Source organism: Streptomyces sp. NPDC051218, assembly GCF_044455475.1.
Lineage (GTDB): Bacteria > Actinomycetota > Actinomycetes > Streptomycetales > Streptomycetaceae > Streptomyces.
This window is the reverse complement of record NZ_JBITEU010000001.1, coordinates 1,285,507-1,300,510: the sequence shown is the minus strand read 5'-3', so window position 1 is coordinate 1,300,510 and position 15,004 is coordinate 1,285,507. Positions and strand designations below refer to the sequence as shown.

The window sequence follows — 15,004 nt, the reverse complement described above, 5'->3', positions numbered from 1 at the left end:
CCACTGAGCGGGGTCGTCGTCATCACCGGCATCATGGCGGCGGGCAAGTCCACGGTGGCGCAGGCCCTGGCCGAGCGGCTGCCGCGCGCGGCGCACGTACGGGGTGATGTCTTCCGCCGCATGATCGTGTCGGGCGGCCAGGAGTACGAGCCCGGCGCCTCGGACGAGGCAGCGGCCCAACTCCGGCTGCGGTACGGCCTGTCGGCGGCGACGGCCGACGCGTACGCGGCCGCGGGCTTCGTGGCGGTGGTCCAGGACGTCATCCTGGGCGAGGAGTTGAAGACGTACGTGGATCTGCTGCGTACGCGTCCCGTCCACGTCATCGTGCTCGCCCCGAGGCCGGAGGCGGTCGCGTCCCGGGAGGCCGGGCGGGGCAAGACCGGGTACGGCGCGTGGACGGTGGCGGACCTGGACGCCGGGTTCCGGTCCACGACCCCGAGGATCGGTCTCTGGCTGGACAGCTCGGACCTGACGGTCGAGGAGACGGTGGACGCGATTCTCGCGGGGCTCGACGAGGCGCGGGTCTGACTGGAGGCCGTGGCGGGAATCGAACCCGCGTTACTGGATTTGCAGTCCAGCCCCTGAGCCACTCGGGCACACGGCCGAGGTTGATCTCGACTCCTTGAACCTAAGCGCCCGAGACCGGCGGCTCAAGAGAATCACCGGCCCCGCAACGGGACTGCCATGCGGCGTTCATGAATCACGGCGCAAGGAAGAGCGTGGGCTGCCCGGTGTGGCGCGCGATCGTCTCGAAGTCGTGGTCACGGTGGAGCAGCGTGCGCTCGGTCAGCTCGGCGGTCGCGGCGGTGAGCAGATCGACGACCCCTGGCGCGCGGTGCTCGCCGTGACGGGTCAGCGTGTGCTGGACCTCGCGTGCGCGCGAGTAGACGCTGTCGGGGACGGGAACCCACGCGTAGGCGAGGTTCAGGGTGCGCAGGATGACGGCGCGATCGGCCGCTGAGCGGGCGGTGTAGAGGAATTCCAGCTCCGTCACGTCGCAGATCCCGACCAGTCCGGCGTCGATCGTCTGGTTCATGCCGTGGCGATCTTCCAGGTCGGGCAGCAGAAGCGTGAGGGCCGAGCTGTCGGCCAGGAAGCGCACGGTCATTCGGCGGTCGTCCGGTCCTTGCCGGTCGGCTTGTGCAGGTCCTCGTAGGAGTCGTAGCCGTGCTTCTCGTTGAGGGCGTCGAGGTCGATCGCGCCGGAGGCGACGAGCTGGGCCAGCTCACGACGGGCCTGCGCGCGCACGGAGCGCTGCCTTATGTCGGCGAGCGCCTGGTTCACGGTGTCCTTCTTGGTCGCCGTGCCCAGGATCTTCTGGGCCTCGGCCAGCGCTTCGTCGTCGATGTCGATGAGCATCTTCGTCATGACCACTCCCTCACGTATATACGTCAGCTTAACACGTATATATCGCGGCCGGGTCTTGCGTGGGACGTACGACCAAAGGCCCGGAAGGTCACCGACCCCAGACAGGGGTCACAGTGCTCCAAGCCCCTTACCCTGGCCGACATGAGCGCTCTGGAACCACGCGACGCCGAAGTCGCCGCCGCCCCGATAGTCCCGCCGTCCGAGCTCGAGGGCGGAGTGCTCCGTGCGCCCTACCGCGCCCTCAGCCTCGGCATCGTCTCCGTGGTGCTGCTCATCGCCTTCGAGGCGACCGCCGTCGGGACCGCGATGCCGGTGGCCGCCCGTGAGCTGAACGGCGTCTCGCTCTACGCCTTCGGCTTCTCCGCGTACTTCACCACCAGCCTCTTCGGCATGGTGCTCTCCGGGCAGTGGGCCGACCGGCGTGGGCCGCTCGGGCCGCTCGCCACCGGGATCGGGGCCTTCGCGGCGGGGCTCGTGCTGTCCGGGACCGCGCAGGCCATGTGGATGTTCATCCTCGGCCGAGCCGTGCAGGGGCTCGGCGGCGGGCTCGTCATCGTCGCGCTGTACGTGGTCGTCAGCCGCGCCTACCCGGAGCGGCTGCGGCCCTCCATACTCGCGGCGTTCGCGGCCAGCTGGGTCGTGCCGTCCGTGGTCGGGCCGCTGGTGTCCGGCACGGTTACCGAACACCTGGGCTGGCGCTGGGTCTTCCTGGGCATTCCGGTGCTCGTCGCGGCGCCGCTCGCGCTCGCCCTGCCGCAGATCCGGCGCCGGGCCGCCGGGCCCGTCTCCGATGCGCCCGCCGGGCCCTTCGACCGCCGCCGCATCCGGCTCGCGCTCGGCATCTCGCTGGGCGCCGGACTCCTCCAGTACGCAGGTCAGGAGCTGCGGTGGCTCTCGCTGCTGCCCGCGGCGGTCGGGGCCGTGGTGCTCGTGCCCGCCGTGCTCGGACTGCTGCCGCGCGGCACCTATCGGGCGGCCCAAGGCCTGCCGTCCGTCGTGCTCCTTCGCGGCATGGCCGCGGGGTCGTTCATCGCCGCCGAGTCCTTCGTGCCGCTGATGCTCGTCACCCAGCGCGGGCTCTCGCCGACCATGGCCGGTCTCTCGCTCGCCGTGGGCGGCGCGACCTGGGCGCTCGGCTCGTTCGTACAGTCGCGGCCCGGCATGGAACCGCACCGGACGCGGCTCATGGTCGTCGGGATGCTCCTGGTCGCCGCGGCCATCGCCACCGCGCCGACGGTCCTGATCGATGCCGTCCCGGTCTGGATCGTGGCGGTGGCCTGGGCCTTCGGCTGCCTCGGCATGGGCACGGTCATCGGCTCCACCAGCGTGCTCCTGCTGCGCCTCTCGCCCCCGCAGGACGCGGGCAGCAACTCCGCCGCCCTCCAGATCTCCGACGGCCTCTCCAACGCCCTGCTCCTGGCAGCGGGAGGCGCCGCCTTCGCCGCGCTGGGCGGCGGCATGGTCGACGCCCACGGCTCCACCGAGGCGGGCGCGTCCCACCCGGGGGCCTTCGTCGCCGTGTTCCTGCCGATGGCGGTGGTGGCGCTGGTGGGGGCCTGGGTGGCGGCGCGGTTGAAAGAACGTGCCGCCTGAGGGCGGATGTGAGACGGGTCGCATCCGATCCGGGCCCCGCGCCGCTCTCCGCGGGGCGTCAACCTTCACCGGTAGGGTGGCCCGGTTGTCGTACGTACCCGAGCTGCCAAATACCGGAGACCGTGACTACCACCGCCGCCAACTCCGCATCGCACCACCTCTCTCCCGCCTTCCCCGGCCGCGCCCCCTGGGGCACCGCCAACAAGCTGCGTGCCTGGCAGCAGGGGGCGATGGAGCGGTATCTCCAGGAGCAGCCGCGCGACTTCCTCGCCGTCGCGACCCCCGGCGCCGGCAAGACGACGTTCGCGCTGACGCTCGCGTCCTGGCTGCTGCACCACCACGTCGTGCAGCAGGTGACGGTGGTCGCGCCGACCGAGCACCTGAAGAAGCAGTGGGCGGAGGCCGCGGCCAAGATAGGGATCAAGCTGGACCCGGAGTACAGCGCGGGCCCGCTCAGCAAGGAGTACCAAGGCGTCGCGATCACGTACGCCGGTGTCGGCGTGCGGCCCATGCTCCACCGGAACCGGGTCGAACAGCGCAAGACCCTCGTCATCCTCGACGAGATCCACCACGCCGGTGACTCGAAGTCGTGGGGCGAGGCCTGCCTGGAAGCCTTCGAGCCCGCCACCCGGCGCCTCGCGCTCACCGGCACGCCGTTCCGGTCCGACACCAACCCGATCCCCTTCGTCGCGTACGAGGAGGGGAACGACGGCATCCGGCGGTCCGCCGCTGACTACACGTACGGGTACGGGAGCGCGCTCGGCGACGGCGTCGTCCGGCCCGTCATCTTTCTTTCCTACTCCGGCAACATGCGGTGGCGCACGAAGGCGGGGGACGAGATCGCCGCGCGGCTCGGGGAGCCGATGACCAAGGACGCCATCTCGCAGGCCTGGCGCACGGCCCTCGACGCGCGCGGCGAGTGGATGCCGAACGTCCTGAAAGCCGCCGACCAGCGGCTCACCGAGGTGCGCAAGGCCATCCCGGACGCCGGTGGTCTCGTCATCGCGTCCGACCAGGACTCCGCACGCTCGTACGCCAAGCTGATCCGCGAGCTCACGGGGGAGAAGGCCACCGTCGTCCTCTCCGACGACGTGGGTGCCTCCAAGCGCATCGACGACTTCACCGCGAGCACCGACCGGTGGATGGTCGCCGTCCGTATGGTGTCCGAGGGCGTCGACGTGCCGCGGCTCGCCGTGGGGGTCTACGCCACGACCATCTCGACGCCGCTGTTCTTCGCCCAGGCCGTGGGCCGCTTCGTGCGGTCCCGGCGGCGCGGCGAGACCGCGTCGGTCTTCCTGCCCACCGTCCCCGACCTCCTCGGCCACGCCAACGAGATGGAGGTCGAGCGGGACCACGTACTCGACAAGCCGAAGAAGGAAGGGGAAGAGGACCCCTACGCCGAGTCCGAGCAGGAGATGGACGAGGCGAACAAGGAGCAGGACGAGGACACCGGCGAGCAGGAGCAGTTCTCCTTCGAGGCGCTCGAGTCCGACGCCGTCTTCGACCGGGTTCTCTTCGACGGCGCCGAGTTCGGGATGCAGGCCCACCCGGGGAGCGAGGAGGAGCAGGACTATCTCGGCATCCCCGGCCTCCTCGAACCCGACCAGGTGCAGATGCTGCTCCAGAAGCGCCAGGCCCGGCAGATCGCACACAGCAAGAAGCGGCCCGACGAGGAAGCCGACCTGCTGGAACTGCCCGCCGAGCGGCGGCCCGTGGTCTCCCACAAGGAGATGCTGGAGCTGCGGAAGCAGCTCAACACGATGGTCGGCGCGTACTCCCACCAGAGCGGTAAGCCGCACGGTGTGATCCACACCGAGCTGCGCCGCACCTGCGGCGGACCGCCGAGCGCGGAGGCTACCGCCGGGCAGCTGCGGCAGCGGATCGCCAAGGTCGGGGAGTGGGCCACCCGCATGAAGTGAGCGTGCGCTCTCCGGACCCCGGGTCTTTCACCGCGGGGGAGGAGGCGTGTGTTCCGCGTGTGCGGGAGTCGTGTGCACCCCTGGTGGAGGGCCCCGCGTATGGGGCATTGCGCCCCTAACAACCGGAGTCGTGCCCGGATTCTGGACGGAGTCTTCCGCTGAGCGGGACGGCCTCGCTAATGTCCCCGCAACGTACACGCCCCGTGGCAGCGCCGCCGCGGAGCGCAGCCGGAGTTCCGACCGGCGGCCTCTGACGCGCGTCGCCCACGGGACCGGCGACGCTACCGCCGCGTAAAGGGGCCGTCGACCCTCATCTAAGGAGTGGGCGTCGTGACCGCGGAGACTTCCCAGACGCTCGACCGAGGACTGCGTGTCCTCAAGCTGTTGGCCGACACCGATCACGGGCTCACCGTCACCGAGCTTTCGAACAAGCTCGGTGTGAACCGCACCGTGGTGTACCGCCTGCTCGCCACCCTTGAACAGCACGCCCTGGTCCGTCGTGACCTGGGCGGCCGGGCCAGGGTCGGCCTCGGGGTGCTGCGCCTGGGCCGCCAGGTGCATCCGCTGGTGCGCGAGGCCGCGCTGCCCGCTCTTCGCTCCCTCGCCGAGGACATAGGCGCGACGGCGCATCTGACGCTGGTGGACGGCACCGAAGCCCTGGCCGTCGCCGTCGTGGAGCCGACCTGGACTGATTACCACGTGGCCTACCGGACCGGCTTCCGGCACCCCCTGGACCGCGGCGCCGCGGGCCGCGCGATCCTCGCCGCCCGGCAGGGCCTTGCCACCGACCCCGGCTACGCGCTGACCCACGGCGAGCTGGAGGCCGGCGCGAGCGGGGCCGCGGCGCCCTTGGTCGGCGTGACCGGGATAGAGGGCAGCGTGGGCGTGGTCATGCTGGCGGACTCCGTGCCGGAGCGGGTGGGGCCGCGGGTGGTGGATGCGGCTCGCGAGGTAGCGGACGCGTTGCGCTGAGGCCGCGCGGGCGAGGTTTCTTTTGGGCACCGTTGATCACCGGTCCGCCGCGTTCGTCCTCAAGCGCCGGACGGGCTGAATGCCGCTCGTCCGTCGCCGCCTGACAGGCGGGCTGAAAATCCTCGTCCGTTAGATTGATCCCGTGTTCTCCCTCTCCAGCCTCACGCGCCCCAAGGCCCTCGCCGTCTGTGCCGTCCCCGTGGTCGCCCTGCTCGCCGTCGCCGGCCTCGCGCCGTTGCCGTTCGCCGTGGCCCAGCCGGGGTCGACGGCGAACGTACTCGGCGAGAGCGAGGGCAAGCCGGTCATCACGATCACCGGCTCGCCCACCCGCGAGACGCAGGGGCAGCTGCGGATGACGACGATCGTGGCCACCGGGCCCGACATGGACGCGAGCCTGAGCGACGTGGTGGACAGCTGGTTCCGTACGGACCGCTCCGTGATGCCCAAGGATGCGGTGTACCCCACCGGCGACAACGTGAAGGAAGTCGAGAAGCACAACCTCGGCGACATGAAGAAGTCGCAGGACACGGCCACGCGGGCCGCGCTCTCCTACCTCAAGGCGAACGGCGTCGACGGCACGGACAAGGTGAAGGTCAAGGTCGACCTCGGCAAGATCGGAGGGCCGAGCGCGGGGCTCTTCCTCTCGCTCGGCATCATCGACCTGATCGACGGCAACGGCAGCGGCGGGGACCTCACGGGCGGCCGGAAGATCGCGGGCACGGGCACGATCTCCGATGACGGCAAGGTCGGCCCGGTCGGCGGCGTCGCGATGAAGACGCAGGCCGCGAAGCGGGATGGTGCGAGTGTCTTCCTGGTCCCGAAGGCCGAGTGCTCGGACGCTCAGGCGGAGCTGCCGGCGGGGCTGCGGCTGATCCCGGTCACGACGCTGTCGGGCACGGTTGACGCGCTGCGTTCCCTTGACCGGGGCGGGAAGGTCCCGAGCTGCTGACCAGACGCAGGCCCAACTCGACCATGGCCCAGCCCAGTTGACTACGGAGCTGGGGGCGCGCCTTCCGTAAGGGGGCGGTGCGGCGCAGGTCGGTGGCTCGGGTGTGGTGGAGCAGTAGGTGTATGTCGGGGTGCATGGCGTCGCCTCTCAGTCGTCCGCACTTGGTTTTCGGGGGAACAGGTAGGTGTGTACGTGCACCATGGCTGAGCGTGGGCTGCCCGGGTCCGGCGCCAACGAGCGGTACTTGTGGACGAGTTCGCGGAACTCGTCGCGCAGCGCCGAGGTGAGTTCGGGCGTCAGTCGCAAGAGGGAGTCGCTCATGTCGGAGCTGTCCACCCATTCCTGGGGCCACTCGTCACGCGTGCCGATCCACGTCGACAGGGACTGGGCGTAGTACGTGGCCACTTGGTGCTGGTACCAATTGGCCGCCGCGCGTACCTCAGGGTTCGCGTCGCGCGTCAGCGAATCGTCGAACATCGTGCTGTCATGCGTGGAGCGCCACCATCGCTCCCGCCCCTTGCCTCGCTCCGGGGCGTCCTCCACGAACCCGTACTCCGCGAGTTGCCGAAGGTGATAGCTGGTGGCTCCGCTCGACTCGCTCAGTCTCTGGGCGAGTTGTGACGCGGTCGCCGGCCCGTCGATCCGAAGCGAGGAGAGCAGCCGCATGCGCAGTGGATGCGCGAGCCCGCGCAGGTTGCGCGGGTTGAGGTCGATGGTCTTCAGCGGTACCGCTCGCTGCTCCGGCGGCGATTCTTCTGTCATGCCTCAACCGTAGACATGCAAAGACTCCGTTGCAACGCTTTCTCTGCAACGGAGTCTTTGCAAGTAGCCGCACCGCCCGAAGGGCGGGAACTACCCCTCCTTCACGAACCCCTCCTGCACCAGCCAATCCAGCGCCACCTCATGCGGATCCTGCCCCTGCACATCCACCTTGGAGTTCAGTTCCTGGGCCACCGTGTTGTTCAGCTTCTTCGTGATGGGGTCCAGGATCTCCGCGATCTTCGGGTGCTCCTTGAGCGCCTTGCTGTTGATCTCCGGGGCGGCGTTGTAGTTGGGGAAGAAGTGCTTGTCGTCCTTCGTCAGCGTCAGGTCCATCGCCTTGATGCGGCCGTCGGTGGTGAAGACCTCGCCGAACGTGCAGGTGCCCTTGGAGACCTGGGTGTAGATGATCCCGGTGTCCATCTTGGTGATGTTGGAGGTGGGGATCTTCATCCCGTACTCCTTCTGCATGCCCGGCAGACCGTCCTCGCGCGAGGAGAACTCGCTCTCCACGCACAGCGTGACCGCGTCCGGGTCCTTCTTCGACAGGGCCGCCACGTCCGAGAGGGTCTTCGGCTTGTACTTGGCCTCGTTCTTCTTGTTGATGGCCAGGGAATACGTGTTGTTGAGCTCGGCGGGCGGCAGCCACGTGACGCCGTTCTTCGCGTCCGCCTTGCGCACCGCCTCCCACTGCTTGCGCGGGTCGTCGATGGGCTCGGTGTTGCCGAGGTACGTGATCCAGGCGGTGCCCGTGTACTCGTACATGGCGTCCGCGTCACCGCCCTTGACGGCCTCGCGGGCGCCGATCGAGCCCTGGATGCCCGTCCGGTCCAGGACGTTCGCACCCGCAGCCTCGAAGGCGATGCCCATGATCGCGCCGAGGATCAGCTGCTCGGTGAACTCCTTGGACGTGACGGTGAGATCGACGCCCTTGAGGGGGAGCCCCTTGCCGATCGTGCCCGGTTTGACGTCGTCCACCATCGGGCTGCCGCTGGTCAGTCCGCAGCTCACCAGCAGGGCTCCGCCCAGCACACCGACGGCCGCCGTACGCAACGTAACCCTCATGAGCCCGCCTCCAATCCACGCGGACGCAGGACCAGTTCGGCCAGCGAGGCCAGCCAGTCCACCAGGAGCGCGAGCGCGATCGTCAGGATCGAGCCGAGCATCAGGACCGGCATCCGCTGGTTGGTGATCCCGGTGGTGATGAGGTCGCCGAGCCCGCCGCCACCGCCGAAGGTGGCGAGCGTCGCCGTGCCCACGTTCAGGACGAGTGCGGTGCGCACACCCGCCAGGATCAGCGGTACGGCCAGCGGGAGTTCGACCTTGCCGAGGACTCCCCACTGCGACATGCCGATGCCGCGTGCCGCCTCCAGGAGCGTCGGGTCATTGGCGTTCAGGCCCGCGATCGTGTTGGAGAGCACCGGCAGGACGGCGTAGATGATGATGCCGATCAGGGCCGCTTTTTCGCCGATGCCGATCCAGATCACCAGGAGGGCGAGGAGGCCGATCGCGGGCGTCGCCTGGCCGATGTTGGCCAGGGCCATCGCGCCGGGCGCCGCCTTGCGGAGTTTCCTGCGGGTCAGCAGGATGCCCAGCGGGATCGCGATGATCAGCACGAAGAACGTGGAGATGGCCGTCAGTTGGATGTGCTGGCGCAGCCTGAGCCAGACATTGCCGTCCGCCAGGGCGTTCTGCGAGATCGAGTCCAGGTCCGCCTGCTCGAACCACCACCAGGTGAGCAGCAGGATGAGGGCGATGAACGCCGGCAGGATGGTCAGCTTCTGCCAGCCGATCCGCCCCCTGCGGCCGGTGGAAGCCGCGGCCCGCGGGGGCGGCGGCTCCGGCTCGGCCTCGCCGGTGTCGCGGAAGAGGTGGCCCTTGACCTCGTGCTCGCCGTCGGGCCGCGGCCCCGGCCCGTCCTCGGGAGCCGGTGTGCGGTCGGGGATCCGGGGGTTGCTCCCGGGGACGCCTTTCACGCCTTCGCACCCCCTGCGGGGCCTTCCTGCTCGTGATGGGTGAACTCGGCCCGCTGCTCCTGGAGTTCGTGCTGGTGCTCCACCGCGTCCAGCCGGTCGGCCTCCAGCATCTCGTGCACGGAGTTCATCAGCGTCTCCATGTCCACGACGCCGGTGTACTCCCCGCGCCGCCCGGTGACCGCGACCCGCCCCGCGTTGTCCGTGAGCACCGCTTCGAGCGCGTCGCGCAGGGTGGCGTCACGGGTGACCGTGTCGTGGACGAGGGTGCCCGCGCGGGCCAACGAGCCCTTGGCCCGCATCAGGTCGCCGCGCCGCAGCCACTTGTAGGGGCGGCCGCGTTTGTCGAGGAGCAGCAGTTCGTTCGTGCCGCTGGCCCGCAGCCTGTCGAAGATGTCCTGGAGCGGGTCGTCGACGGTCACCGTCGCGAAGTCGGCGATCTCCACGTCGCGTACGCGGGTGAGGTTGAGCCGCTTCAGGGCCGCGCCCGCGCCCACGAAACCGGAGACGAAGTCGTCGGCGGGGTTGGTGAGAATGGCTTCCGGGGTGTCGAACTGCGCGATGTGCGAGCGCTCCCGCAGGACCGCGATGCGGTCGCCGAGCTTGATGGCCTCGTCGAAGTCGTGCGTGACGAAGACGATCGTCTTGTGCAGCTCGTGCTGGAGCCTGATCAGCTCGTCCTGGAGATGGTCGCGGGTGATCGGGTCGACCGCGCCGAATGGCTCATCCATCAGGAGTACGGGCGGGTCGGCCGCCAACGCCCTTGCTACGCCCACGCGTTGCTGCTGGCCGCCGGAGAGCTGGCGCGGATAGCGGCCGTGGAACTCGGCGGGGTCGAGTCCGACGAGGTCGAGCATCTCCTCGACCCGGTTCTTGATCTTCGACTTCCCCCAGCCGATCATCCTCGGCACGAGGGCGATGTTCTGGGCGACCGTCATGTGCGGGAAGAGCCCGGACGACTGGATCGCGTAACCGATCCGCCGGCGCAGCTTCACCGGGTCCATGTCGGTGACGTCCTCGCCGCCGATACGGATGCGGCCGCTGGTCGGCTCGATGAGCCGGTTGATCATCTTCAGCGTGGTCGACTTCCCGCACCCCGAGGGTCCGACGAGGATGACGATCTCGCCCGCCTTGATCTCCATGCTGACGCTGTCCACCGCGGGGTCGCCACTGCCCGCGTACCGCTTGGTGAGGTGTTCCAGCTCGATCGTCGCGCCGGTGGGGGCGTTCGGGGGCGCCGCCGCGTCCTTGGCCGTCGCCCCGTCGGTGGAAGTCGCGGTGGTCTCAGACACGGATACCCCTCGAAATGGTCAGGCGGCCGATCAGGACGTACGCGGCGTCGAAGAGCAGGGCCAGGATGATGATCCCGAGCGTGCCAGCGAGCACCTGGTTGAGCGCGTTCTTGCTGCCGAGCGAGCCGATGCCGCGGAAGATCTCGTTGCCGAGGCCGGGGCCCGACGCGTACGCGGCGATGGCCGCGATGCCCATCAGCATCTGCGTGGAGACGCGGATGCCGGTCAGGATCGGCGGCCAGGCGATCGGCAGCTCCACCTTGACGAGGCGTGCGGCACGCGACATCCCGATGCCCTTGGCCGCGTCGACCAGCGAGGGATCGACGCCGCGCAGCCCGACGATGGCGTTGCGCACGATGGGCAGCAGGCCGTAGAGGGTCAGGGCGATGACCGTCGGGGCCACGCCGAGGCCGACGACGGGGATCAGCAGACCGATCATGGCGAGCGACGGGACGGTCAGGATCGTGGAGGTCGCGGTCGTGGCCAGATTGCCCGCCCACTCGCTGCGGTACGTGACGATGCCGATCAGTACGCCGATGACGGTCGCCACGACCATGCACTGGAAGACCGCGCTTGCGTGCTGGTACGCGTCCGTCAGCAACTGCTGGTGGCGGTTGCCGAGGTAGTCCCAGAAGTTCACTGAACTGCTCACCTGCCCGGCGCGGTTCAGACGGCGCCGGGAGTCTCCCGCCGCCCGCGTGCTGCGTGCGTGGTGCTGCTGTACGCCGTGCTACCTACCCGCATCAGGTGTCTTCTGACGCCTGTTCGACCAGCGGGATGATCCGCAGGGGAACAGGGTTCTCCATGACGATCGCCGTGGAGGCCCGGACGATGCCATCAAAACCCACGACCCGGTCGATCACACGTTGGAGATCCGCGTTCGAACGGGCCACCAGACGGCAGAGCATGTCGCCGTGGCCGGTGATGGTGTGCAGTTCGAGCACCTCGGCGACGGTCGCCAAATGCGCCCGTACGTCGGCGCCCTGGCCCTGTTTGATCTCCAGCGTGGCGAAGGCGGTCACGGGGTAGCCGAGGGCGGCGGGGTCGACCTCCGGTCCGAAGCCGCGGATGACTCCGTTCGACTGAAGGCGGTCCATCCGGGCCTGCACGGTCCCGCGCGCGACACCGAGCCGGCGGGACGCCTCCAGGACGCCGATACGGGGCTCGCGGGCGAGCAGCACGATGAGCCTGCCGTCCAGGTGATCGATCGCCATGGTGCGCTCATCTCCGCTCCGAGGGTGGTCATCATGTACAGATAGCCCGTTCATCCTGGCCTGCCGCTGTGCATATTGCCCACTGAAAACGCAAACTATTGCGCACCTTGCGATACGGCGGGAGCCTGCGGACATGGCAGCTACCGCGAACACCCAGCCCACGTCGGCCACCTCCGGCACCCCCAACACCGCGCGCGAGGCAGACCCCTTCCCGGTCAAGGGAATGGACGCGGTCGTCTTCGCCGTGGGCAACGCCAAGCAGGCGGCCCACTACTACTCCACGGCCTTCGGCATGAAACTCGTGGCCTACTCGGGCCCCGAGACCGGCAGCCGCGAGACGGCCTCCTACGTCCTGACCAACGGCGGCGCCCGCTTCGTGCTCACCTCCGTCATCAAGGCGTCGACGGACTGGGGCCACTTCATCGAGGGCCACGTCGCCGAGCACGGCGACGGCGTCGTCGACCTCGCCATCGAGGTGCCGGACGCGCGCGCCGCGTACGCGTACGCCGTCGAGCACGGCGCCCGCGGCCTCACCGAGCCCTACGAGGTCAAGGACGAGAACGGCACGGTCGTCCTCGCCGCCATCGCGACGTACGGCAAGACCCGCCACACGCTCGTCGACCGCAGCGGCTACGACGGCCCCTACCTGCCCGGTTTCAAGGCCGCTTCGCCGATCGTCGAGCCGCCCGCCAAGCGCACCTTCCAGGCGATCGACCACTGCGTCGGCAACGTCGAGCTCGGCAAGATGAACGAGTGGGTCGCCTTCTACAACAAGGTCATGGGCTTCACGAACATGAAGGAGTTCGTGGGCGACGACATCGCCACCGAGTACAGCGCGCTGATGTCGAAGGTGGTCGCGGACGGCACCCTGAAGGTGAAGTTCCCGATCAACGAGCCCGCCATCGCCAAGAAGAAGTCCCAGATCGACGAGTACCTCGAGTTCTACGGCGGCGCGGGCGTCCAGCACATCGCGCTCGCCACGAACGACATCGTGGAGTCCGTACGCACCATGCGCGCGGCCGGGGTCCAGTTCCTGGACACCCCCGACTCGTACTACGACACGCTGGGCGAGTGGGCGGGCGAGACGCGCGTCCCGGTGGAGACCCTGCGCGAGCTGAAGATCCTGGTCGACCGCGACGAGGACGGCTACCTGCTGCAGATCTTCACCAAGCCGGTCCAGGACCGCCCGACGGTCTTCTTCGAGATGATCGAGCGGCACGGCTCGATGGGCTTCGGCAAGGGCAACTTCAAGGCGCTGTTCGAGGCGATCGAGCGCGAGCAGGAGAAGCGCGGCAATCTCTGAGCCCGCGGCTCCGCCGTGAGCCCCACGCGCGGCCCCACGCGCAGCCCTACGCGGCGGAGGGGCTCGGGGTCGGTTTCGGGGTGGGCTTCGGGCGGGGGCGGGTGGGGGTCGTCTCCTGGGGCGAGGGCGGTTCGGGGGCGTACATCTGGGCCGGGCCGCCGTCCGGGGGCTCGCCCAGGGACTCCATGGCCTGGCGGGCCTTCGGGGCCAGCAGGGGCGAGAAGTACGGGTTCAGGCGCAGCGACTCGCCGATGTGCCGCCGTGCGGCCCCGTACCGGTCGAGCTGCCGCTCGATCTCACCTCGGTGGTAGGCGAAGACCGCGCTCAGCGGGCCCTTGTCCGTCGCCCGCGTCGCGTACTTCAGGGCCTCCTCGTCCTCACCGGCCCGGTGCAGCGCCCACCCCAGCGCGTCCGCCGTCTCCGGGCTCCCGTGGCGTTTGAACTCCGCCCGCAGGCGGTCCACCGCCGCGTCCGCGTCCCCGTGGTCCGCCTCGTAGAGGCCGAGGATCCGCTGATCGTTGACGCCGTTGACCCCCACCTGCTTCACGCGGGCCCGCAGCACGTCGTACTGGGCCCGCGCGGCCGGAGCCAGCTTCAGCGACTCGTACAGCTCGCCGAGCGCCAGGGCGTACTCCGGCGCCGGCTGCTTGACCAGCGCGCTGTGATAGGACCGCAGCGCCTCCGACGTGCGGCCGAGAGCCGCGAGCGCCCGGCCCTTTCCGGCGAGGGAAGGGTGGTGGTCGGGGTCCGCCACCAGCGCCGCCTCGTAGTAGCGAAGGGCCTCCGCCGGTTCGCCCCGCTCCCAGGACAGCTCGCCCACGCGGTACAGGCACACCGCCTTCTCCGCTGGGCCCGCCGCGAGCGCCGCCGCGTCCATCAGCTTCGAGGCCGCGTCCTCGCGCCAGCCGCGGTCGCGGTAGACCTGACCGGAGCGGGCCAGCACGGCGGAGGCGCCGGGGTTCAGCTCCTTGAGCGTCTCCAGGGCCTTCCCCACGCCCTTGGCGTCACCCAGACCGCTGTACGCGTCGATCAGCGGGGGATACGCCGACCACCGCTTCGGCGCCAGTTTCACCGCGCTCTCGGCCCACGTCTTCGCCCCGCGGAAGTCGTGCCGCGCGTTCGCGAGCGCCGCCATGCCCGTCAGCGCCTGCGCGTTGCCCACCGGCCGCGTCTTCAGGGACGTACGCAGCGCCTCCTCCGCCTTGGGGTAGTAGGCGGAGTCCGCGGTCCGCAGGCCCCGCTCGACGTAGGCGGCCCCGAGCACCGCCCACGACTCGTCGTCCCCGGGATGCCTGCGCACCTGCGCCTCACGCTCCCCGATCAGCACGGTGAGGTCCGGCAGTGCGGCCGGAGCCCCCGCGCCCGCCGCCGCCATCGCCCGCCCCGCGGGCCCGAGGGCGGGCGGCGCCGCCTTCTTGCCCCCGTCGGGCAGCAGCACCACCACACCGCCGAGCACCAGGCACCCGGCGACGGAGGTGAGCAGCACCCGCCGCAGGGAGGGGGAACGGCGCGCGTCCCGCGACGACTCGCTCCAGATGGCGGGCGCGGACGGCGGACGGCGGCTCTGCGGGGCCGCAGGGGCCGCGGGCGCTGCGGGGGCCTTCTGGGTCTCGGACTCGGACCCGGTCTCGATCTCCATGGCGCTCACTGTGCGTCAATACG

15 protein-coding genes and 1 tRNA gene are annotated in these 15,004 nt (G+C 69.9%); 6 read left to right on the top strand and 10 right to left on the bottom strand.

Going from position 1 to position 15,004, the window contains the following annotated elements; translation table 11 throughout:
- Nucleotides 1-3: 3 nt before the first annotated feature.
- Entirely contained in the window at nucleotides 4-528 is a 525-nt protein-coding gene (locus ACIBCK_RS05890; RefSeq protein WP_399387285.1) for an AAA family ATPase, read from the top strand.
- A 1-nt stretch (nucleotide 529) separates the two neighbouring features.
- Here ACIBCK_RS05890 and ACIBCK_RS05885 read toward each other — a convergent pair.
- The 3 genes from ACIBCK_RS05885 to ACIBCK_RS05875 all read right to left on the bottom strand — a co-directional run bounded on the left by ACIBCK_RS05885 (nucleotide 530) and on the right by ACIBCK_RS05875 (nucleotide 1,368).
- Nucleotides 530-604, bottom strand: a tRNA-Cys gene (locus ACIBCK_RS05885).
- A 96-nt stretch (nucleotides 605-700) separates the two neighbouring features.
- Complete coding sequence (locus ACIBCK_RS05880) at nucleotides 701-1,108, bottom strand: PIN domain nuclease (protein WP_399387018.1); 408 nt, start codon at nucleotides 1,106-1,108, stop codon at nucleotides 701-703.
- Nucleotides 1,105-1,368 carry a type II toxin-antitoxin system VapB family antitoxin gene (locus tag ACIBCK_RS05875; protein ID WP_399387017.1) on the bottom strand — a complete coding sequence of 88 codons (264 nt, stop codon included), beginning with the start codon at nucleotides 1,366-1,368 and terminating at the stop codon, nucleotides 1,105-1,107. The genes ACIBCK_RS05880 and ACIBCK_RS05875 overlap by 4 nt, the downstream gene beginning before the upstream one ends.
- 141 nt (nucleotides 1,369-1,509) lie before the next feature.
- Between ACIBCK_RS05875 and ACIBCK_RS05870 the strand changes: the two genes are divergently transcribed.
- From ACIBCK_RS05870 to ACIBCK_RS05855, 4 genes are all read left to right on the top strand, one after another.
- Nucleotides 1,510-2,961 (top strand): MFS transporter, encoded by a 1,452-nt coding sequence (locus ACIBCK_RS05870; RefSeq protein WP_399387015.1) that lies wholly within the window; start codon nucleotides 1,510-1,512, stop codon nucleotides 2,959-2,961.
- A 122-nt stretch (nucleotides 2,962-3,083) separates the two neighbouring features.
- Nucleotides 3,084-4,880, top strand: coding sequence for a DEAD/DEAH box helicase (locus ACIBCK_RS05865; protein WP_367042373.1), 1,797 nt, complete (start codon nucleotides 3,084-3,086; stop codon nucleotides 4,878-4,880).
- Nucleotides 4,881-5,210: 330 nt separating this feature from the next.
- Entirely contained in the window at nucleotides 5,211-5,852 is a 642-nt protein-coding gene (locus tag ACIBCK_RS05860; protein WP_160505296.1) for a helix-turn-helix domain-containing protein, read from the top strand.
- Between the two features lie 142 nt (nucleotides 5,853-5,994).
- Nucleotides 5,995-6,801: a S16 family serine protease gene (locus ACIBCK_RS05855; RefSeq protein ID WP_399387013.1), complete on the top strand. Its 807-nt coding sequence runs from the start codon at nucleotides 5,995-5,997 to the stop codon at nucleotides 6,799-6,801.
- A gap of 147 nt (nucleotides 6,802-6,948) precedes the next feature.
- Here the strand turns inward: ACIBCK_RS05855 and ACIBCK_RS05850 are convergent, their stop codons facing one another.
- The 6 genes from ACIBCK_RS05850 to ACIBCK_RS05825 form a co-directional block, all read right to left on the bottom strand.
- On the bottom strand, nucleotides 6,949-7,563 hold the full coding sequence (locus tag ACIBCK_RS05850) for an ArsR/SmtB family transcription factor (RefSeq protein ID WP_399387011.1): 615 nt from the start codon (nucleotides 7,561-7,563) through the stop codon (nucleotides 6,949-6,951).
- Between the two features lie 90 nt (nucleotides 7,564-7,653).
- Nucleotides 7,654-8,625, bottom strand: a complete 972-nt coding sequence (locus ACIBCK_RS05845) for a glycine betaine ABC transporter substrate-binding protein (RefSeq protein ID WP_399387009.1) — start codon at nucleotides 8,623-8,625, stop codon at nucleotides 7,654-7,656.
- Nucleotides 8,622-9,506 (bottom strand): ABC transporter permease, encoded by an 885-nt coding sequence (locus tag ACIBCK_RS05840; protein ID WP_399387283.1) that lies wholly within the window; start codon nucleotides 9,504-9,506, stop codon nucleotides 8,622-8,624. The genes ACIBCK_RS05845 and ACIBCK_RS05840 overlap by 4 nt, the downstream gene beginning before the upstream one ends.
- Nucleotides 9,507-9,532: 26 nt before the next feature.
- Nucleotides 9,533-10,825, bottom strand: coding sequence for a betaine/proline/choline family ABC transporter ATP-binding protein (locus ACIBCK_RS05835; protein WP_399387008.1), 1,293 nt, complete (start codon nucleotides 10,823-10,825; stop codon nucleotides 9,533-9,535).
- Nucleotides 10,818-11,465 carry an ABC transporter permease gene (locus ACIBCK_RS05830; RefSeq protein ID WP_399387006.1) on the bottom strand — a complete coding sequence of 216 codons (648 nt, stop codon included), beginning with the start codon at nucleotides 11,463-11,465 and terminating at the stop codon, nucleotides 10,818-10,820. The genes ACIBCK_RS05835 and ACIBCK_RS05830 overlap by 8 nt, the downstream gene beginning before the upstream one ends.
- 103 nt (nucleotides 11,466-11,568) lie before the next feature.
- The gene (locus ACIBCK_RS05825; RefSeq protein ID WP_399387004.1) at nucleotides 11,569-12,039 is read right to left on the bottom strand and encodes an Lrp/AsnC family transcriptional regulator; all 471 of its coding nucleotides are present in this window, start codon (nucleotides 12,037-12,039) and stop codon (nucleotides 11,569-11,571) included.
- Nucleotides 12,040-12,172: 133 nt separating this feature from the next.
- Between ACIBCK_RS05825 and hppD the strand changes: the two genes are divergently transcribed.
- Complete coding sequence (hppD, locus tag ACIBCK_RS05820) at nucleotides 12,173-13,342, top strand: 4-hydroxyphenylpyruvate dioxygenase (protein WP_399387002.1); 1,170 nt, start codon at nucleotides 12,173-12,175, stop codon at nucleotides 13,340-13,342.
- 46 nt (nucleotides 13,343-13,388) lie between these two features.
- Here the strand turns inward: hppD and ACIBCK_RS05815 are convergent, their stop codons facing one another.
- Nucleotides 13,389-14,981 carry a tetratricopeptide repeat protein gene (locus ACIBCK_RS05815; RefSeq protein WP_399387000.1) on the bottom strand — a complete coding sequence of 531 codons (1,593 nt, stop codon included), beginning with the start codon at nucleotides 14,979-14,981 and terminating at the stop codon, nucleotides 13,389-13,391.
- Nucleotides 14,982-15,004: the final 23 nt, after the last annotated feature.